At 72.2% G+C, this 19,420-nt stretch carries 18 protein-coding genes; 11 read left to right on the top strand and 7 right to left on the bottom strand.

Going from position 1 to position 19,420, the window contains the following annotated elements:
• Positions 1-91 precede the first annotated feature (91 nt).
• Positions 92-1,078, top strand: coding sequence for a methyltransferase (locus ACZ7CH_RS23535; protein ID WP_470374851.1), 987 nt, complete (start codon positions 92-94; stop codon positions 1,076-1,078).
• On the opposite strand, the gene ACZ7CH_RS23540 is transcribed toward ACZ7CH_RS23535, so the two are convergent.
• Both ACZ7CH_RS23540 and ACZ7CH_RS23545 read right to left on the bottom strand, forming a co-directional pair.
• Complete coding sequence (locus ACZ7CH_RS23540) at positions 1,068-1,850, bottom strand: siderophore-interacting protein (RefSeq protein WP_470374852.1); 783 nt, start codon at positions 1,848-1,850, stop codon at positions 1,068-1,070. The genes ACZ7CH_RS23535 and ACZ7CH_RS23540 overlap by 11 nt on opposite strands.
• The gene (locus tag ACZ7CH_RS23545; protein ID WP_470374853.1) at positions 1,847-4,102 is read right to left on the bottom strand and encodes an ATP-binding cassette domain-containing protein; all 2,256 of its coding nucleotides are present in this window, start codon (positions 4,100-4,102) and stop codon (positions 1,847-1,849) included. Before ACZ7CH_RS23545 ends, ACZ7CH_RS23540 begins: the two co-directional genes overlap by 4 nt.
• 82 nt (positions 4,103-4,184) lie before the next feature.
• Between ACZ7CH_RS23545 and ACZ7CH_RS23550 the strand changes: the two genes are divergently transcribed.
• From ACZ7CH_RS23550 to ACZ7CH_RS23560, 3 genes are all read left to right on the top strand, one after another.
• Positions 4,185-4,964, top strand: coding sequence for a TetR/AcrR family transcriptional regulator (locus tag ACZ7CH_RS23550; RefSeq protein WP_360392802.1), 780 nt, complete (start codon positions 4,185-4,187; stop codon positions 4,962-4,964).
• Positions 4,965-5,097: 133 nt separating this feature from the next.
• The gene (locus ACZ7CH_RS23555; RefSeq protein WP_360392805.1) at positions 5,098-6,645 is read left to right on the top strand and encodes an outer membrane protein assembly factor BamB family protein; all 1,548 of its coding nucleotides are present in this window, start codon (positions 5,098-5,100) and stop codon (positions 6,643-6,645) included.
• Positions 6,646-6,865: 220 nt separating this feature from the next.
• A complete protein-coding gene (locus ACZ7CH_RS23560; protein ID WP_470374854.1) occupies positions 6,866-7,510 on the top strand; it encodes a PP2C family protein-serine/threonine phosphatase in 645 nt (214 codons plus the stop codon).
• Between the two features lie 10 nt (positions 7,511-7,520).
• Here the strand turns inward: ACZ7CH_RS23560 and ku are convergent, their stop codons facing one another.
• Complete coding sequence (gene ku, locus ACZ7CH_RS23565; RefSeq protein WP_458431399.1) at positions 7,521-8,321, bottom strand: non-homologous end joining protein Ku; 801 nt, start codon at positions 8,319-8,321, stop codon at positions 7,521-7,523.
• A gap of 115 nt (positions 8,322-8,436) precedes the next feature.
• Between ku and ACZ7CH_RS23570 the strand changes: the two genes are divergently transcribed.
• From ACZ7CH_RS23570 to bla, 3 genes are read left to right on the top strand one after another with little or no spacing between them, the layout of a single operon-like run.
• The gene (locus ACZ7CH_RS23570; protein ID WP_360392808.1) at positions 8,437-8,784 is read left to right on the top strand and encodes a hypothetical protein; all 348 of its coding nucleotides are present in this window, start codon (positions 8,437-8,439) and stop codon (positions 8,782-8,784) included.
• Between the two features lie 55 nt (positions 8,785-8,839).
• On the top strand, positions 8,840-9,334 hold the full coding sequence (locus ACZ7CH_RS23575; protein ID WP_360392811.1) for a metallophosphoesterase family protein: 495 nt from the start codon (positions 8,840-8,842) through the stop codon (positions 9,332-9,334).
• A gap of 14 nt (positions 9,335-9,348) precedes the next feature.
• Positions 9,349-10,251 (top strand): class A beta-lactamase, encoded by a 903-nt coding sequence (bla, locus tag ACZ7CH_RS23580; protein ID WP_470374855.1) that lies wholly within the window; start codon positions 9,349-9,351, stop codon positions 10,249-10,251.
• Here bla and ACZ7CH_RS23585 read toward each other — a convergent pair.
• From ACZ7CH_RS23585 to ACZ7CH_RS23595, 3 genes are all read right to left on the bottom strand, one after another.
• Entirely contained in the window at positions 10,227-10,979 is a 753-nt protein-coding gene (locus ACZ7CH_RS23585) for an alpha/beta fold hydrolase (protein WP_360392817.1), read from the bottom strand. The two genes, bla and ACZ7CH_RS23585, sit on opposite strands and share 25 nt — an antisense overlap.
• 39 nt (positions 10,980-11,018) lie before the next feature.
• Positions 11,019-13,940, bottom strand: coding sequence for a discoidin domain-containing protein (locus tag ACZ7CH_RS23590; protein ID WP_458431402.1), 2,922 nt, complete (start codon positions 13,938-13,940; stop codon positions 11,019-11,021).
• 112 nt (positions 13,941-14,052) lie between these two features.
• A complete protein-coding gene (locus ACZ7CH_RS23595) occupies positions 14,053-14,664 on the bottom strand; it encodes a hypothetical protein (protein WP_470374856.1) in 612 nt (203 codons plus the stop codon).
• Positions 14,665-14,684: 20 nt separating this feature from the next.
• Between ACZ7CH_RS23595 and ACZ7CH_RS23600 the strand changes: the two genes are divergently transcribed.
• Entirely contained in the window at positions 14,685-14,846 is a 162-nt protein-coding gene (locus ACZ7CH_RS23600) for a hypothetical protein (RefSeq protein WP_360392826.1), read from the top strand.
• A gap of 5 nt (positions 14,847-14,851) precedes the next feature.
• Here the strand turns inward: ACZ7CH_RS23600 and ACZ7CH_RS23605 are convergent, their stop codons facing one another.
• Positions 14,852-15,208, bottom strand: coding sequence for an ArsR/SmtB family transcription factor (locus ACZ7CH_RS23605; protein ID WP_470374857.1), 357 nt, complete (start codon positions 15,206-15,208; stop codon positions 14,852-14,854).
• A gap of 55 nt (positions 15,209-15,263) precedes the next feature.
• On the opposite strand from ACZ7CH_RS23605, the gene ACZ7CH_RS23610 reads away from it, so the two are divergent.
• The 3 genes from ACZ7CH_RS23610 to ACZ7CH_RS23620 all read left to right on the top strand — a co-directional run bounded on the left by ACZ7CH_RS23610 (position 15,264) and on the right by ACZ7CH_RS23620 (position 19,322).
• Entirely contained in the window at positions 15,264-16,583 is a 1,320-nt protein-coding gene (locus tag ACZ7CH_RS23610; protein WP_470374858.1) for an MFS transporter, read from the top strand.
• A 314-nt stretch (positions 16,584-16,897) separates the two neighbouring features.
• Positions 16,898-17,818: an ArsR/SmtB family transcription factor gene (locus ACZ7CH_RS23615; RefSeq protein WP_470371155.1), complete on the top strand. Its 921-nt coding sequence runs from the start codon at positions 16,898-16,900 to the stop codon at positions 17,816-17,818.
• Positions 17,819-17,837: 19 nt separating this feature from the next.
• Complete coding sequence (locus tag ACZ7CH_RS23620; RefSeq protein WP_470374859.1) at positions 17,838-19,322, top strand: BTAD domain-containing putative transcriptional regulator; 1,485 nt, start codon at positions 17,838-17,840, stop codon at positions 19,320-19,322.
• Positions 19,323-19,420 lie beyond the last annotated feature (98 nt).

Raw genomic sequence — 19,420 nt, forward strand, 5'->3', positions numbered from 1 at the left:
CACACGGTAGGCGCCGAACGTCGACTTGTTCCACACTATCTCTTCAGTGTTGAGTGAAAACAAGTTGACGCCGGTGGGACGGTGGACCGTCGTGGACCACAAGAACGAAGTGCAGACGCTGCGAAAGATGGCCGGCCTCGTCACGCCGATGGCACTGCGGGTCGCGGTGACCCTCGGCCTGCCGGAGCTGCTGGCCGAACCGGGCACCGCGCACCAGCTCGCCGCCGACCTCGACGTCTCGCCGCTGGGTCTGGACCTGCTGCTGGGGCATCTGGTCACGCTCGGCGTACTGGAACGCGCGGGTGAGGGCTACCGCACCACGCCGTTCGGCGCCCATCTGCGGTGGGACGCGGACAACGGCCTGGCGAACCTGCTGGACGCGAGCACCGCCGCTGGCCGCGCCGACCTGGCGTTCGTCGACCTGCGGCACAGCGTCACGACCGGCGAGGCGGCCTACCCGCTGCGCTACGGCCAGGACTTCTGGTCCGACCTGGCCGACCACCCGCACCTGCGCAGGGCGTTCGACGCGCAGATGGCGTTCCGCATCCGCGAGCAGCTCCCGCAGGTCGTGGCCGGCTTCGACTGGGCCAGGTTCGGCACGGTCGTCGACGTCGGCGGTGGTCCCGGCCGGCAGCTCGCCGCGGTCCTGGCCGCGCACCCCGGGATCACCGGGCACCTGGTCGACCTGGACGTGACCGAGGCGCAGAAGGCGTTCGAGCCGTTCGGCGACCGCGCGAAGGCCACGGCGGGCAGCTTCTTCGACCCGTTGCCGCCGGGGGCCGACGCCTACCTGTTGTTCGACGTCCTGCACGACTGGGACGACGAGCACGCCCGGCGGATCCTGCGGCGCTGCGCGGAGGCGGCGCCGCAGGGCGGTCGGGTGCTGGTGGTGGAGGCGGTCGGCGGACTGCGGGCGAGCACCGAGATGGACCTGGTGATGCTGGTGCACTTCGGTGGCCGGGAACGCCGGGTCGACGAGCTGGAGCGGGTGGCGGCGGACAGCGGGCTGGTGCTCGACCAGGTCGTGGAGCTGACGCCGCAGCGCTACCTGCTGGAGTTCCGCGGGGTCACTCGGTGAGCGCGGCGATCCGTTCCCGGGCCTCGGCGAGGTCGTCCTCGGTCGGGGCGTCGTCCTGGGTGAGCGCGCGCCGCCAGTAGCCGGTGAACTCGATGTCCTCCCTGGACACACCGAGGCTCACGAAGTGCCTGCGCAGCAGGCGAACGGCGGAGGCCTCGCCGGCGAGCCACACCCAGACGGAGGCGGGCACCTCCACGGCGCTGACCGCGGACACCAGGTCCTCCCCGGCGCTGCGGTGCACCCACCGCACGCCGGGCAGGTCCTGTTCCTCCGCGGGGTCGGCGACCTCGACGAAGGCCAGGAACCGCTGGTGCGCGGGCAGGACCTCCAGCAGCGAGCCGATCGCGGGCAACGCGGTCTCGTCGCCCGCGAACACCAGCAGTTCGGCGGTTCCGAGCGGCCGGGCGTAGTCGCGGGACGGCCCGAACCGCCCGAGCACGTCACCGGGTTTCGCGGTGGCGGCCCATCGGGCGGCTGGGCCGTGGTCGCCGTGCAGCACGAAGTCGACCGTCAGCACGCCGTCGGCCAGCGCGCGCACGGTGAAGCTGCGCATCCATGGCCGGGTCTGCTCTGGGAGGGCGAGGTAGGCCTGGTACCAGGTGCCGGTGTCGGTGGCGTCCGAGACGTGAGCGGAGCCGCCCTGCTTGGGGAACAACAGCTTCAGCTGCTGGTCGGGCCACGTGCCGAGGTCGGCGAGGCCGTCGCCGGTGAACGTCACGCGGGTCATCCGCGGGGTCAGCGCCCGCACCCCGGTGACCGTCAGCAGGCTCATGCCAGGTACTCCTTCAGGTGGTGCGCGGTGAGCGTGTCGGAGTGTGCGACGAGGTCGCCGGGGGTGCCGGTGAAGACGACGCGGCCGCCGTCGTGGCCTGCTCCCGGTCCCATGTCGACGATCCAGTCGGCGTGCGCCATGACGGCGAGGTGGTGCTCGATGACGACGACCGTGTTGCCGGCGTCGATGAGCTGGTCGAGCAGGCCGAGGAGCTGGTCGACGTCGGCGAGGTGCAGGCCGGAGGTGGGTTCGTCGAGCACGTAGGTGGCGGCTTTCTCGGCCATGTGGATGGCGAGCTTGAGGCGTTGCCGTTCGCCGCCGGAGAGGGTGGTGAGCGGCTGGCCGAGGGACAGGTAGGACAGGCCGACGTCGTGCAGCCGGGAGAGCACGGCATGGGCCTGGCCGGCGGGGAAGAACTCGCGGGCCTCGGCGACCGGCATGGCCAGGACATCGCTGATGTTCTTGCCCCGCAACGTGTAGCGCAGCACCTCGGGGGTGAACCGCTTGCCTTCGCACTTCTCGCACACGGTGGCGACGCCGGCCATCATCGCGAGGTCGGTGTAGACGAGGCCGATGCCCTTGCAGTGGGTGCAGGCGCCTTCGGAGTTGGCGCTGAACAACGCGGCCTTCACGCCGTTGGCCTTGGCGAACGCCGTGCGGACGGAGTCGAGCAGCCCGGTGTAGGTGGCCGGGTTGGAGCGGCGCGACCCGCGGATCGGGGACTGGTCGACGGTGACGACGCCGGGGCGGCCCCGCAGCGAGCCGTGGACGAGCGAGGACTTGCCGGAGCCGGCCACGCCGGTGACGACGGTGAGCACGCCGAGCGGGAGGTCGACGGAGACGTCGCGCAGGTTGTTGTGCGACGCGCCGGTGATGCTCAGAAAGCCCTTGGGGGAGCGGAACTCGGAGCGCAGCTTGGCACGGTGGTCGAGGTGCCGGCCGGTGAGGGTGCCGGAGGAGCGCAGGCCGCTGACGTCGCCGGAGTAGCAGAGGTGGCCGCCGTTGACGCCGGCGCCGGGGCCGAGGTCGACGACGTGGTCGGCGATCGCGATGGTCTCCGGCTTGTGCTCGACGACGAGGACGGTGTTGCCCTTGTCCCGCAGGCGCAGCAGGAGGTCGTTCATGCGCCGGATGTCGTGCGGGTGCAGGCCGACGGTCGGTTCGTCGAAGACGTAGGTGATGTCGGTGAGCGAGGAACCCAGGTGCCGCACCATCTTCACGCGTTGCGACTCGCCGCCGGACAGCGTGGCGGACTCGCGGTCGAGCGAGAGGTAGCCGAGGCCGATCTCGACCAGCGAGTCCAGCGTGCCGCGCAGTGTCGCGAGCAGTGGTGCGACGGACGGGTCGTCGAGTGAGCGCACGAACCGCGCGAGGTCGCTGATCTGCATGGCGCAGCAGTCGGCGATGTTCACGCCGTTGATCCGCGAGCCGAGTGCGGCCTCGTTGAGCCGGGCGCCGCGGCAGGCGGGGCAGGTGGTGAACGTGACCGCGCGGTCGACGAACGCCCGCACGTGCGGCTGCATGGACTCGCGGTCCTTGGCGAGGATCGTGCGCTGCAGCTTCACGACGAGACCCTCGTAGGTGACGTTGGTGCCGCCGATGGTGATCTTCGTGGTCGGTTTGTGCAGGAGGTCGTGGAGCTCCTGCTCGGTGAACTCGGCGATCGGCTTGTCGGGGGAGTAGAGGCCCGAGTGGGCGAGGACCCGCCAGTACCAGGTGTCGACGCCGTAGTTGGGTGCGTCGATCGCGCCCTCGTTGAGCGACTTGGTGCGGTCCACGAACGCGTCGACGTCGATCGCGGTGACCTTGCCCAGGCCCTCGCAGGTGGGGCACATGCCCTCGGGCAGGTTGAAGCTGAACGCGCCGGACGTGCCGGCGTGCGGCTGCCCGAGGCGGCTGAACACGATCCGCAGCATCGTGTGGGCGTCGGTGGCGGTGCCGACGGTGGAGCGGGCGTTCGCCCCCATCCGCTCCTGGTCGACGATGATCGCCGCGCTGAGGTTGCGCAGCGCGTCCACGTCCGGGCGGCCGATCGAGGGCATGAACGATTGCAGGAACGCGGTGTAGGTCTCGTTGATCATGCGCTGGGACTCGGCGGCGATGGTGCCGAAGACCAGCGAGGACTTGCCGGACCCGGACACGCCGGTGAAGACGGTCAGGCGGCGTTTGGGGAGGTCGAGCGAGATGTCCGCGAGGTTGTTCTCCCTGGCCCTGCGGACCTCGATGACGTCGTGGCTGTCGGCAGCGGTCATTGCGAGTGCTTTCCCCCGGTGTATTGCTTATGCCGTAAAGTGTGGACTGACGAGGTTACTTTACGCTGTAAGGAGTCGCAAGGTGGTCGTCTACGCAGGGCAGGGCGATCCCCGCCGTTCGATCGAGCTGCTCTGGCGTGCCGGGGCCGTGCCGGAACGCCGCCCCGGCCCGCGGCCCGCGCTGAGCGTCGACGCGATCGTGGACGCGGGCATCGCGGTCGCCGACGAGGCCGGCATGGCGGCGTTGTCGATGCGCGCGGTGGGGGAGCGGCTCGGGCGCACGGCCATGGCGCTCTACACCTACGTGCCGGGCAAGAACGAGCTGGTCGACCTCATGTACGACCGCGCGATGGCCGAGCTGCCCACCTCCTACGACCTCGGTGACGGGTGGCGCGCGGCCGCCACGGCGTGGGCGAACGCCATGTGGGAGTTCTACGGCCGCCACCCGTGGGTGCTGCAGGTGTCGCAGGCCCGGCCGGTGCTCGGCCCGCACGAGTTCGCCGTCATCGAGTCGCTGGCCGCCGTCGTGGTCACGACCGGGCTGCCCGCCCGGCGGCTGCGCGGCATCGTCGGCGCGATCAACTACTTCGTGCGCGGCGCAGCCCAGGCGCTGGCCGAGGCGCGGGCGGCCCGCACCGCGACCGGTGAGGGCGACGAGGAGTGGTGGTACGCGCGGTCGGCGGTGCTGCTGGAGGTCGAACCGGACCTCGCGCGGCGGTTCCCGGTGCTGCACCTGCTGGAAGGCGACCGCGAGCCCGTCGACCCGGAGCTGCCGTACCTGGAGAACGACGCGGTGGAGAACTTCCGCGGCGGCCTGGAGGTGCTGCTCGACGGGGTGGCGGCGGCCGTGGCTCGCCGGTAACGCGTTCGCAAGCCGGACCGCATCAACCGTTCGGCTGGTCCTGGGCCCGACTTCCGTCGGCCGGGTCGATGCCTTCGGACGATCGCGCCGCCTTTCCGCCGCTGCCAGGGTGGTGGTGGAAGGGGGAGGTTCCATGTTGAGGAGAACAGCGCTGCTGACGACAGCGCTCGTCGTGCTGACCGCCGTGCCCGCCGACGCGCACCGGTCCGGTGACTGGGCGGGGTGGACGAAGGACCTGGCCGGCTCCCGGCACAACGCCGCGGAGTGGCGGATCAACGCCGGCACCGTCGGCAGGCTCAAGGTGAAGTGGGCGTTCGCCTACGAGCGGGGTGACTACAACACACCGCGCAGCCAGCCCGCCGTCGTCGGCGACACCATCTACTTCGGTGGCCCCGACGGGAAGTTCTACGCCCGTGACGCCCGCACCGGTCGCGCCCGGTGGGAGTTCGCGCTGCCGCCGGCACCCCGGTACGCGTTCAACTCCGACGGCCCGACGGTGGCGAACGGCAAGGTGTTCTTCGGCGACAGCGCGGGCCGGCTGTTCGCGCTCGACCAGCGCACCGGCCGCGAGGTGTGGCGGGCGCAGACCGACGACAACGCCGCCGCGCTGATCACCAGTTCACCGACCGTCCACAACGGACTCGTCTACGTCGGCACGTCCAGCGGGGAGAACACGTTGCCGCGCGACTACCCGTGCTGCACGTTCCGCGGTCACGTCGACGCCTACGACATCACCAACGGGGCGCTGGTGTGGCGCCACTACACCGTGCCGGAGCCGGTCGAGGCCGGTACGTGGCCCAACGGCGCCAAGCGGTTCGAACCGTCCGGTGCCGGGGTGTGGAGCTCGCCGGTGATCGACCGCAGGTCCGGCACGCTGTACGTGGGCACGGGGCAGAACTACACGGGCAAGGGCGGGGAGTTCGACTCGCTGCTCGCGCTGGACGCGCGCACCGGCCGAGTGCGGTGGACCAACCAGGTCACCGACGCCGACACGTGGCGCAGCGCCTGCAACGAGCCCGACGCCGAGGGCTACTGCCCCGGCCTGAAGGACAACACGAACCTCGACTACGACATCGGTGCGACGCCGAACCTGTTCGAGGTCGACGGCCGCCTGCTCGTCGGTGTCGGCCAGAAGTCCGGTGTGTACCACGTGTTCGACGCGCGGACCGGTCAGGTCGTGTGGCGCCGCCAGCTCGGCGTGCCGCTGCCCAGCGGTGGCATCTCGGGCATCCAGTGGGGGTCGAGCTACGACGGCAAGCGGCTCTACATCTCCACGTTCTTCGCCGATCCGGGCACGCTGTTCGCGGTCGACCCGGCCACGGGCAAGGTGCTGTGGGAGACCCCGGCGCCGGCGGACGGCTGTTCCACCGGCGGTGCGGTTGGGCAGGCGGCCTGCGCGCGGGCGCACGGCGTTCCGGTGACCAGCACGCCCGGGGTGGTCTACCTGGGTGCGGGGGACGGGAAGTTCCGCGCCTACAACGCGAAGACGGGCGCGGTCCTGTGGACGCACGACACCGTGCAGGACGTGCGCGGCGTCAACGGTGTGACCGGGCGGGGCGGGTTCATGGCCGGTCCCGGCAGCGGGGCGGTGGTCTCGGACGGCATGGTCTACGTGCACTCCGGCTACTGGCCCGAGTTCGAGAACCCGCACGGCCACGTGCTCCTGGCGTTCGGGCTGTAGCAGCGGCCGGCCTCGCCCCGCACACCGCGGGGCGAGGCCGGTGGTGTCAGCCCAGGAACGCCCCAGGCCTCGGCGAGACGGCCGTGCGGGCGTTGCTGACGCCTTGGGGCAAGCAACGAGGGGGCGGGGAAGGCTTCCGGCCAGGTGCTCAGGGCTTTCTCAGGCTGTTGACAGCAGGCTCCCAGCCGGCCGGGGCTAACTGGAGGGCAGGGAGGTCGCCATGCTGGTCGAACACACCGTCCCCCTCGGGACCGCGCTGAGAGTCACGGGCTCGTCCGAACGCGGCCCGCGCACCCACAACGCGGACGCGTACGCCTCGCACCACCGCACCTTCGTGCTCGTGGACGGCGTCGGCGACTCGTCGGCCGCCGCCGAGGCCGCGCACGCCGCCGCCCAGGCCGCCGCGCTGCTCACCGACCCGGTCGCCGCGATCCTCGCCGCTCAGGCCGCGCTGCAGCTGCACACCGGTGACGCCGTGATCGTGGTCGCCGTCGCCCGCGTCGAGGGCGGGTTCGACCTCGCGTGGGCCGGTGACGCCCGTGCGTACGCCTCGGACGGCGCGGACCTCGTGCAGCTGACGACCGACCACACCGTCGCCGAGTACTTCCGCCGGCGTGGGGTCGTGCCCGGACGGCGGATGGAACACGTCGTCACCAACACCGTGCGGCACGCGACACCGGCCACCATCGGCCGTGCCAGCACCCGTGCGCCCCGGCTCGCGCTCGTCTCCGACGGCGTCTACGGGCCGCTGGGACACAACGGCATCGCGGCCATCATGGCCGGCCATAGGCCGGCGGAACGGCTCGTGCGCGCGGCGCTGCACGCGGGCGGTACGGACAACGCGACGGCCCTCGTCGTCGGCTGAGGGCGCGGGGTCAGCCGGCCTTCTTGCGCTTCTTCTTGCTGGCCTCGACGCTGCGCTGCAACGCCTCCATGAGGTCCATGACGTCGGTGGCGGCCTCGGGCTCCGCCTCGACGACGACCTCGCGGCCCTTCTGCTTGTCCTTGATGAGCTTGTTCACCCGTTCGGTGTACGTGTCGCGGTAGTCCTTCGGCCGCCAGTCATCGGACATCGACTCGACCAGCGACACCGCCATGTCGAGCTCCTTGCCGCGCGGTGCCCGGCCCTGCGGTGCCACGTCCAGCACGTCCTGCGGCGTGCGGATCTCGTCGGCGAAGTACAGCGTGTGCACCGCGAGGAAGCCGTTCTCCTCCTTCAACGCGGTCAGGTACTGCTTGCCGCGCATGACGAACACCGCGATGCCCGCCCTGTTCGTCTTCTTCATCGCCTGCGCGAGCAGCAGGTACGGCCGGGAGAACTCCTCCTTGGCCGGCCCGAGCCAGTACGTCTTCTGGAAGTGCACCGGGTCGATCTCGTCGAGGTCCACGAACGCCTCGATGTCCAGGGTGCGCGACCGGCCGGGTGCGATGTCGTCGAGCTCCTCCTGCTCGACCACCACGTACTCGCCGTCGTCGACCTCGTGGCCCTTCACGATCTTGTCGTAGGGCACCTCGCGGCCGGTGCGCTCGTTGACGCGCTTGTAGCGGATGCGGTCCGACGTGCCGCGCTGGAACTGGTTGAAGTGCACCGTGTGGTCCTGCGTGGCGCTGTACAGCTCCACCGGGATGTTCACCAGTCCGAAGGAGACGGACCCGCTCCAGATCGCCCGTGCCATGAGGGCCGGGTACCCGCTCGCGCGCGAGTGGAACCTGCGTCAAAAGTGATCATGCAACCTCCTCGGCCCCCGGCGGCGTTTTCCCCTGTGATCGACACTTTCCTGGGGAGGAAAATTGAAGAAGGCACTACTGGGGCTCGGCTTCGCCGTGGCCGCCCTGCTGGGCACCACCGGGGCCGCGCAGGCCTCCACCCCCGACACCTGGACGGTGGAGGCCTGGCACGACGCCGTGATCAGGGACTGCGAGCACCTCGCCTGCACCCCCGTCGGCGTGATCAGGGCAGGTGAGACGCACGTGGCCTACTGCTGGGAGTACGGCCAGTACGTGCGGGACCTGGGCTACAGCAACAACGTCTGGATCATGGTCAGCATGATGGACGGCGGTCGCTACCTGACCCCGGCGATCTACCTCAAGGGCGACATCCGCGCGAACATCCCCTACGAGGACGACTGCGTGGGCTGACCTCGGCGCCGGGGCGCGCGGGCAGGCGCGTCCCGGCACCACTACGGTCGGTGGGGTGCGAGTCGTAGTCCTGTCCGACACCCACGCGCCGCGGTTCTGGAAGCGGTGCCCACCGGCCGTCGCCGAACACCTGCGCACGGCCGAGCTGATCCTGCACGCCGGTGACGTGTGCGTGGCGCCCGTCCTGGACGAGCTGGCGCAGTACGCGCCGGTCGTCGCGGTGTGCGGCAACAACGACGGCGCGGACGTCGTGGCGTGGGGCGCACCCGAGACCGTCGAGCTCGACATCGCGGGCCTGCCCGTCGCGATGGTCCACGACAGCGGCCAGAAGACCGGCAGGCTCGCCCGCCTGCGCCGCCGGTTCCCGGCCGCGCGCCTGGTCGTGTTCGGACACTCGCACATCCCGCTGGACGAGCAGGACGACGGCTTCCGGATCCTCAACCCCGGCTCGCCCACCGACAAGCGCCGCCAGCCGCACGGCACGCTCGCCCTGCTGCACGTCGAGGACGGCGAACTGCTCGACGCGCGGATCGTGCCCGTCACGCCGTGACTAGGTTGTAGGCCATGGGTCTGTCTCGCCGTGTCTTCCTCACCGCCGCCGCGGTTCCGCTCGCCGGATGCACGGCTTCACCGCCCCCGCAACAACAGACCACCTCCACTGCCGCGCCGTTGACGACCACGACCACCACCACGACTGCGGCGCGGCACGAGCCGCTGTTCGCGCTGGAGCAGAAGTTCGGCGCACGCCTGGGTGTGTTCGCCAGCCGTGGCGACCGCACCGTCGAGCACCGCGCGGACGAGCGGTTCGCGTTCTGCTCGACGTTCAAGGCACTGGCCGCCGCGGCCGTGCTCAGCCGTGACGTCGCACTGGACACCGTCGTCACCTACACCGAGGCCGAGCTGATGAAGAGCTCGCAGATCACCCGAAGGCACGTCACCACCGGCATGTCCCTGCGCGACCTGTGCGACGCGGCGGTCCGCTACAGCGACGGCACGGCCGGAAACCTCCTGCTGCGCACCGCCGGCGGCCCCGCGGAGCTCACCGCGTACCTGCGCGGTCTCGGCGACGAGGTGACCAGGATGGACCGCGTCGAGCCCGACATCACCTCCGCGGTCCCGGGCGACCCGCGCGACACCAGCACCCCGCGTGCCCTCGGCACCACCTACCGCGCGCTCGTGACGGGCACCGCGCTGCCGGAGCGGCACCGGGCGTTCCTGCGCGACCTGATGGAGCGCAACACCACCGGTGACCAGCGCATCCGCGCCGGCGTGCCGAAGGACTGGAAGGTCGCCGACAAGACCGGCACCGGCAGCTACGCCACGATGAACGACATCGGCATCGCCTGGCCGCCCACCGGTGAGCCGCTGCTGATCACGCTCATGTCCAGCAAACCCGCTGCGGACGCGCCCTACGACCAGGCGCTGCTCGCGGAGGCCGCCGCCTACGTGGCCGCCACCCTGTCCTGAGACCGCGCCCACTGAGCGAGGCGGGGTTCGAGCAGTGCGTAGACGTGCGGGTCGAACCCCATCCCGGTGTGCGTGCTTTGCACCTCGACGCACTCGGCGTACGGGTCCTGGCACAGCTCCCACGGCACGACGCCGTCCGCGCGCGAGAAGATCGAGATCGCCGGCACCCGCAGCGGCTCGGTCATCGACTCGATGTGCTCGGCGTAGCAGGGCCCGTCGAAGCAGTCGGCGTCGAGCAGGCCCGGCAGACCGGCGGCCGACAGCCGCGTCAGGAACCGCGCGACGCGCATGACACCGGGATGCGCGCCCAGCGGGTCGAGCACCGGGCTGCCCATCATCACCAGACCGCGCACCAGATCGGGTCTTCTGGCGGCGGCCAGGCGCGCTAGACCGCCGCCGCGGCTCTGGCCGAGCAGCACCACCGGCGCACCGGTGCGCTCGGCGTGCGCCTCGACGCTGCGCAGCAACCGGCCGAACAACGTGGTCGTGCAGCCGAGCGTGAACCCGATCCGCGCGCTGACCGGCCGGTAGCCGCGAGCGCGCAACCACGACGCCGCCGGTGCGAGGCTCACGTCACCCGCACCGAAACCAGGCGCCAGCACCACGCCGAGACCGCGGCCCGCTGACGGGTCGCCCGCGCGCCACACCGGGTGGCGCACCAGCCTCGGCACGTCGACCAGAGCCCGGAAGGCGCTCTCCCGAGCCGCGGATCGCAGACCGTCGAACATGCGTCTGGTTTGCCGCGGGCCCGGCCGTTGAAACCAGCGTCACCGCACGGTGATGCTCTTGAGCGAGGCGTGCCCCGGACGCCACCCGGTCGAGACCGCCACGTACCGCGCCTCCGTCGCCGTCCCGTACGTCCGGCCGTCGACGCTGTACCCGGTCGTGTGCGGCGGCACCGGCCCGTCCGTCCACATGAGCCGGACCTCCTCGATCCGGTGCACCGCACCGAGGTCCACGACCATGCGCCCGTCCTGCCCCGGTGTCCACGCGGTCCGCTGGTCACCGTCGACCGCGGCGGCCGGATCGGTCATCCCCTGCGGCAGCACCGAGTTCGGGAACGTGACCCGCCCGAGCGCCAGGTCGTCGAACGGAAACGCTTGCGCGCCCGGCATCGTGACCGTGTGCTCGGCTTGGCCCAGCACCACCGGCAGCGTGCGGCCGTCCCGGTGCTCCAGCGTGAACCGGGCCGGACCGCCGCGGAACGTCACGCGCCGCCCGTCGTGCACCACGGCCGTGATGCCGGCCGGGATGTCGCGCGCGGTGAACCACGGCGCCTCGACCCGCGCGGTGGCGGCGGGCAAGGTGAGCGCGTAGTTCGTCCCACCGGCGGTGGTGACCTGCGTGCCCCGGTACAACCGCGACCCGCGCAGCGCGACCGTGCCGGTGACGGCGGCGCCGGAGAGGTTGAAGAGGCTGAGGTACCCGTCGGCGACGCTCGCCCGCACCCCCGGCGGGCACTGCGGCGGTGCCTGCGCGGCGATGGCCCGCAGATCGGCCCGCACGTAGCCCTCGACCACGCCCGCGGGCAGCGTGATCGTGTCGCCCTCCACCCTGATCGGTTCTGCCCCGCGTGCGACGAACCCGGCGCGGCCGTCGACGTCGAGCCAGCCCGGCGTGCTCAGGTCCGGCCGCGGGTACTCGACGACCGTCTTCCACGCGGCGCCGTCCACCGACGTCTCGACCCGGTAGGCGCCCGCCGCCGCGGACTCCCAGCGCAGCCGCACCTGCCGCACCGCGTGCGCGGCACCCAGGTCCACCGCGAGCCAGCTGTCCACCCGCCCGCGCTCGGCACGGGAGACCGCCCACCGCGTGTCCGGGTTGCCGTCCGTGGCCATGCGCGGCTCACGGCCGGTGTCGTACGACGACGCCGTGGTCGCCTTGCCGCGGGCGAGGTCGCCGTTCACGTCGAAGTCGAACACCGAGTAGCCGTAGGTGGGATGCGGCCGCACCCCGACCACGCGGACATGGCGGGCCGTGGTCTCCGGGAACGTCAGCTCGTCGACCCGGGACGCCTCCCGTGCCCGCACCACGGCCGTGCCCGCGGAACCCCGGTACGTGCGGGAGCCGCTGAGGATGCCGGGCATGTCCAGGTTGTGCACGTCCACCCGGCCGGGCCGGGGGAGCGCGCACACGATCGTGCCGGTGGGCAGCGTGGCCGTGCCCGCGAAGCCGTCCGCGAACGCCAGCAGGCTCGCCGTGGCGGCGAACCCGTCGCGGACCTCCCGGTAGACGACGGTGGCGCGCTTGGTCACCGCGGCGGGCGGCAGCAGCATCGGGGTCGCCCCGCTGATCTTGAACAGCCAGTCGTCGTGCGCGGGCTGCCAGGCGAGCTTCGTGAAGCCCGGCTTCGTGACCGTGCCCGCCCAGGCCGCCGCGGACTGGTGCGTGAGCAGACCGGGGTCCGCGCCGTGGTCGACCGTGAACGCGGCCCGCTCGAAGAACTCCTGCTGCGACACCGGAGCCGGCGCCGGGCGCAGCTCGTGCAGCAGGTAGCTGATCGCGATCTCGGCCCGCGCCTCCGGCTCGTACTTGGCCTCACCGGAGAACTTCGCGAGCCGGTAGGTCGGCGGGTGGTTCTGGTAGGCGAGCAACCGGGCCGCGAGCGCGCTCTCCGCCCACGCCGCCATCCGGTCGCCCAGCACGGTCGCGCGGAACGCGAGCGGGATGACGTCACGCCCGTAGAGGTGCTCCCGGTCGGCGACCATCGGCATCAACGGCTCACCGGCGTCGCTCATGGTCGCGAGGATGGTGCGCCACAACAGCTCCCCGTTCGGCTGCCGGGTCAGCACCTCCGGCAGCGGCCGCCCCGCCAGCAGGAAGTGCACGGCGTTGCGCCCGGAGGTGCGCCACAGCTCCTCCTGGTAGTGCGGGCCGAACGAGCCGTGGTTCTCCACGATGAACGTGTCGTGCAGGTTCCGCGCGGTGTTCGCCGTGATCGGCACACCGTCCACCAGCGCCGGGTTGGCGAGGTCCGCGGCCGGCAACCCGGCCTCGTTGCGGCTCCACCGCCCGAACGCCTCCCGCCACCCGCTGCCGTCACCGTGCCACGCGAGCCCCGGCGCGAGCGCCTGCGCGTAGACGCCCATCTCCTCCAGCTTGGTGTCGCCGCGGTGACCGCCGGTCAGCCCGTTCGGCGTCCAGCTGCCCGACCGCGGGTCGTTGCCCGTGCCGAGCGACGTCGTGTAGTCGGCCTGCCCCCGTGCGATCGTCTCGACGTTCGCCCGCGTCGCCGCGTCCAGCTCGTGCCACAGCAACCGCGCGGCCAGCACGAAGTACGACTGGAACGTGGTGTCCCAGAACAGGGTCTTGCCCCACTCCGTGCCGCCGGTCAGCACGTTGCTCGCGGCGAAGTGCCTGATCGTGGCCAGCGTGCGCTGCCGGAGCACCTCCTTCTCCACACCCGCGAGCGCCGCGTCGTAGGTGCCCCTGGTCAGCAGCACCGCGTTGCCGAGCACGACGGCGAACCCGAAGTCCGTGCGCCGGTACCGCCCGGCCGTCGCGTCGAACTGGGTCTCGGACCACCTCGTGTGCCGCAGCAGCACCTCGTGGTAGACGTCCCGCACAGCCCGCTGCGGGGCCGCCTCGCGGGCGAGCGCGGTGCCCGGCGCCGCGGCGAGGATCCCGGGCGCGGCGGCGAGCAGGCCCGTGGCGTGGAGGAAGCGTCTGCGGTCGATCTGCCATGACATCGTTGTCAGCTCCTCGAGGTGAGACCGGCCCGATCGTGTGAGACGGGCCGGTCGGCGGTCAAGGTGCTGATCGATATAAGTCGTTTTGTGGACAGCCGGGCGTGGTCCGTGCTCAGACGGTGACCGCGATCTCCGCGCCCAGCTTCGCCCCGTCCAGCAGCTCCAGGTCGTCCCCGCTCCAGAACCGCCCGGGGTCGTACCAGTTCGGCCGGCGCTGGGGCAGCAGCCCCATGGCCTCGTAGGTGACTGCCACGACCTCCGCGCAGAACGCGCTCTCCAGCGTCGCGTCCGCCTTGGGCCGCATCGGGACCCGTCCCCGCAGCCAGCGCGACGCGAGCCGGGCGGTGGTCGGGAACGGCGTGCCGTCCAGGCGGGCGATGGTCTGCAGGACCGCGTCCTCCACCTCCTTGGTGACGGGGTGGTGCAGCTGCCGCACCCACGCGCGCTGGCCGTACTTGTCGTGCCACGTCACCACGGCGTCGCGCAGGTCGTGCAGCTGGGCACCGCGCTGGTGGGTGCCCGACCACATGTCCTTGAGCGACTTGCCGAGCTCCGCGTGCCACATCAGCGGCGGCAGGTCGTCCAGGACCACCGCCATGCCCACGTGGTTGACCGGGCTGTTGGTCATCGCCTGGATCGCCCGGTCCGCCGCGCTGCGGCCGCGGAAGACCCACACGTCGCCGGTCCTGGTCAGTTCGACGGCTTCGTCCAGGGTTGTCGCCATGGGCACGTAGCCTAGGCAACATGAAGCTCTGGAAGGTGCTCGGCATCGCCGCGTTCGCCGGTGTCGCGGCCAGTGGCGCGCTCGTGGCCCGCAACCAGCGCCGCCGGGCCGCCTACACGCCCGACCAGATCAGGGAGCGCCTGCACGAGCGCCTCGCCGAAGCCGGCCGCGCTCAGGACTGAGCCCGTCAGTCGTGGTCGGGCGCACCGGTCAGGTGGTGGTCGGCGGCGCTGACGGCCTCGGACAGCAGCCTGCGCACGTGCCCGCCGCGGGCGCGGTAGAGCGAACGGCGGCCGTCGCGCCGCACCGTGACCAGCCCGGTCAGTCGGAGCTTCGCCAGGTGCTGTGACACCGCGGGCCGCGCGATCTGCACCTTCCCGGCGAGCGTCGTCACGTCGTACTCGTCGCCGCACAACAACCACAGCATGCGCAGCCGCGTCGGGTCGGCGAGCATCCGGAACCCGTCGACTGCGGTCTCGACGTGCTTGCCCGACGGCAGCTGTTGCCAAGACTCCGTTGTTGCAACGTGGTCGCGTGAGCCCATGCCCGCATGATGTCACGGTCGACGTGTGCGTACATGTGCACATATAGTGCCGCGCATGCTGGTCGTGCTGCGCAACCGCACCTACCGCCACCTGTTCGGCGCGCAGGTCGTCGCGCTCACCGGCACCGGCCTCGCGACCGTCGCATTCGGGCTGCTCGCCCACGACCTCGCCGGTGCGCAGGCGGGTGCGGTGCTCGGCACCGCGCTGGCGGTCAAGATGCTGGCCTACGTCGGCGTGGCACCGGTCGCGGCCGCCGTGCTCGGCGCGTTGCCGCGGCGGGCGGTGCTCGTGGCGCTGGACCTCGTGCGCGCGGCGGTCGCGGTGGCGCTGCCGTGGGTGGACGAGATCTGGCAGGTCTACACGCTGATCTTCGTGCTGCAGGCCGCATCCGCCGCCTTCACGCCGTTGTTCCAGGCGACCATCCCCGACGTGCTGCCCGACGAACGCGACCACACCCGCGCGCTCACGTTGTCGCGACTGGCCTACGACCTCGAAGGCCTCCTCAGCCCCGCGCTCGCCGCCGCACTGCTCACCGTCGTCAGCTTCGGCCACCTGTTCACCGGCACGTCCGTCGGCTTCGCCGCGTCGGCGGTGCTCGTGGTGTCGGTGCTGCTGCCCCGTCCGGTGGCCCGCACGGGCCGCTGCCGCGCCACCACCCGCGGCCTCCGCATCTACCTGGCGACACCACGGCTGCGCGGCCTGCTCGCCGTCCACCTCGCCGCCGCGGCCGCCGGGTCCATGGTGCTCGTCAACACCGTCGGCCACGTCCGCGACGGGCTGGGCCGCGCCGCCCCGGACGTCGCGGTCGCGCTGGCGGCCAACGGGATCGGCTCGCTGGCCGCCGCACTCGTGCTGCCCCGCCTGCTCGACCGGCTGCCCGACCGCGTGGTCGTGCTGCGCGCCTGCGCGGGACTGACCGCTCTGCTGTTCGCCGGCGTCACCGCGGTCTCGGCACACTGGGCGGGCGTGCTCGTGCTGTGGGCGTTGATCGGCGCGGGGTGCTGCTTCGCGCTCACGCCAGGAGCCCGGCTGCTGCGCCGGTCCGCGGCCGACCCCGACCGGGCCGCGCTGTTCGCCGCCGACTTCGCGCTCTCGCACGCCTGCTGGCTCGTCTGCTACCCGCTGGCCGGCTGGGTCGCGAGCACGGCCGGCACCACCGCGGCGTTCGCCGTGCTCGGCGTGCTCGCCGCTACCGCCGCCCTGGCCGCGCTGCACCTGTGGCCCACGGCCGACCCCGAGGTCGTCGAGCACGTCCACGACGACCTCGACCCCGGCCACGACCACCTGTGCGACGCGGTCCCGGCCGGGGGAGCGTGGCGGCACGCCCACCCGTTCCGCATCGACGACCACCACGAGCGGTGGCCGCGCCACTGACGGGTTACTTGCCTGCGGGAACGACCGCGTCGCGCTCCTGGCCGTTCCCGAAGTTCAGCCAGCGCACCGGCAAATCGATTCAGACGGGCTGCGCCGACTCATTCCGATGCACTCGACAGGGTGACGCCCGCCGATCTTCCGCAGGGCGGTCGTTGAACCGCGACGACACCCGTGACCTGCTGTTCGAGCTTGTCGAGCAGGGCGGTCCGCCGGTCTGACATTGTCCACCGATCGTTGTACACCGGAACAACTCTGAGACCGGACAACGAAATCTGCGTACCGTCGGAAGTGCTTGCACTCCGGGGGGAACGCAAATGCCGATCGTGTTGTCCGAATCCGCGCCCAAGGGACGTGGACTGACCATTCTCTTCGAGCTGGAAGACCTCGCGCGCACCCGTTTCGCACCGGCCCCGCTGCCGATGTACGAACTGGTGTTCACGGTGCACAGCGGCAACTGGGACCGCCTGCTGCTGCCGCAGATCCGCCCGCTCGCCGAGCTCGTGCGACCGGGGCGGTTCATCCCGGACTTCTTCAACTCCGCGCGCGCCGACTTCGACGAGGCCGTGCGCCAGGTGCTCGACGTGCCCGCGACCCGCGTGCGCGACCAGATCGCGACCATGCTCGGCACCACCTCGCCGTGGCTGCGCTCGTTCGCCGCGGGCACGCCCACCTCGCGCCAGGACCTGCGCGCGGCGCTGAACGCCGGCTACCGCGACCTGATCGAGCACGACTGGCCGGAGACCCGCCAGGCGTTCGACGCGGAGGTGCGGCTGCGGTCCAGCCAGGCCGTGACCGGCGGCCTGGGCGACCTGCTCGGCAACCTGCACCCGTCGATCTCCTGGACCGCACCCGCCCTGCACGTCGAGCTCGCCTGGGACACCGAGATCTCGTTGCGCGGCACCGGAATGCTCATCGTCCCGGTGCTGCACGGCCTCACCCGCCCGGCCGTGTCGATGTTCGCGGAACCACAACCGCTGCTCTTCTACCCGGTCGCCACACCCCAGCCCGGCGGCGCCTCCCTGGAGCTGGCCCTGGGCCGCACCCGCACCCTCGTGCTGCGCGCCCTCACGTCCGAACGCACCACCACCGAGCTCGCCCGGCACGTGGGCATCAGCCTGCCCACCGCCTCACAGCACGCGACCGCACTGCGCACCGCCGGTTTCGTGTCGACCCACCGCAACGGCCGTTCCGTCCGCCACCGCCTGACCAGGCGCGGCTGGGAACTGCTCACCTGACCGCCACCGGGAGGCCCGCATGACCGTGCTGCCGCGGTACCGCACCGACCCGAGCCCACGCGCGCTGGCCACCCGCCTGCGCGCCCTGCTCACCGCCGACGTCCCCAACGCGTGCGGCGTCTACGCCGGCCTGACCGACCCCGTGCCGACGTCCGCCCTGCACGCCCGCATCACACACGCGATGGCGCGCGCGTTCGTGGCCGGCGAGTCCGCCGCCGTACCCCGCTTCTCCCCGCCACCCTCGGCCCAGCTGCGGCTGCTGACCGCGGCCAGCCGGGGCCGCCTGGACGGCGCCGGCGCCGACATGACGACGTTCCCGGTGGACCTGGCCTCGGAACTGTGGTGGCGGGTGCACGCCCACGCGGGCGAGCCGTCGCTGCGCCCCGCCGAACGCCGGGTGGCCTGCGACCTGCTCCTGCGCCTCGGCTACCCGCACCGCGCCGCGTCCGTCATCGGCCTGACCGTGGCCGACGCGCGCAACCACACCTTCGCCGCCGAGTTCGCAGCGGAACAGCTCGCGGTCCTGCGCTGTCACCTGCCCGCCCCGGCCGTGGAGGCGCTCGCACTGCGCGGCGCCCGCTCCGGCCTGCCCGCCGCCACCCGGCGGGACCTGGCCCTGTTCGTGGTGTTCCGCGCCGCGGCCACCGGAGTGGACTCGACGTCCCTGCACGCGGCCGCCGCACTGGCGATGAGGGCCGCCTCGGAACTGCCGCACGCGGGCTTCTCCGACGCGTTGGCACGGGTCCGCCTGCACCGGGCCGTCGCCACGATCCCGTTCGTGCGGCGCGACATCGTGGAAACCCACCGCCTGCTCGGCCGGGCCGTGGAGGGCCTGACCTCCGTCGCACCGGGCGAGGCGGAGTTCGACCGCCTGGCGTGGGCCGACGAGGCCTACGCCCTCCACGCCCTCCTCGTGCAGACGCACCTGGCGATCGGCCTGGGCCAACGCGCGGTCGGCCACGCCGACGAACTGGTCGCCCTGAGTCCCGGCGACGACCGCACGTGGGCGTTGCGCGGCGACGCACTGGTCGCCTGCGGACGGCTGGAGGAAGCCGTGGAGGCGTACACGCGCGGCGTGGCGCTGGGCGGCTGGGGTGCGGCTCGGGCGGCACACCTGCGGGGGTTCGTGCTGCAACGGCTCGGGCGGGCGGTGGAGGCGGAGGCGGACTTCCTGCTGGCACACCGGATCGACCCGACCGCGTCGGTGGGCGGAGTGGGGGTCGCGGCGGGACGCAGGGCGACGGGCGGGCGTGTCGGCGCTGCTGCCGGGGCGCCGGTACCGGTCGCGTCGCCGGTACCGGTCGCGCCTTCCTCCGTTGTCGCGTCGTCCGCTGCCGCCACGTCGTCCGCCGTCGTCGCGCCTTCTGCGGTTGTCGCGGCGACGGTGCCGGTCGTGTGGGCGGTTCCGGCGGACCAAGCCGTGCCAACGGTTCAGGCCGTGCCAGCGGTTCACGCCGTGCCGACGGCGTCCACGTCCGCTGCGTCCAGCGGGTCTGGCGGGTAGACAGGCCGCTCGACCCGCGCCGCGCCTTGTCGTCAGCTCTGCCTCGCCCCGCTCGCCCTCACTTGGCCCGCGCCGACCCCGCCGACCCCGCCTGACCC

The organism is Lentzea sp. NPDC037011, assembly GCF_055607425.1.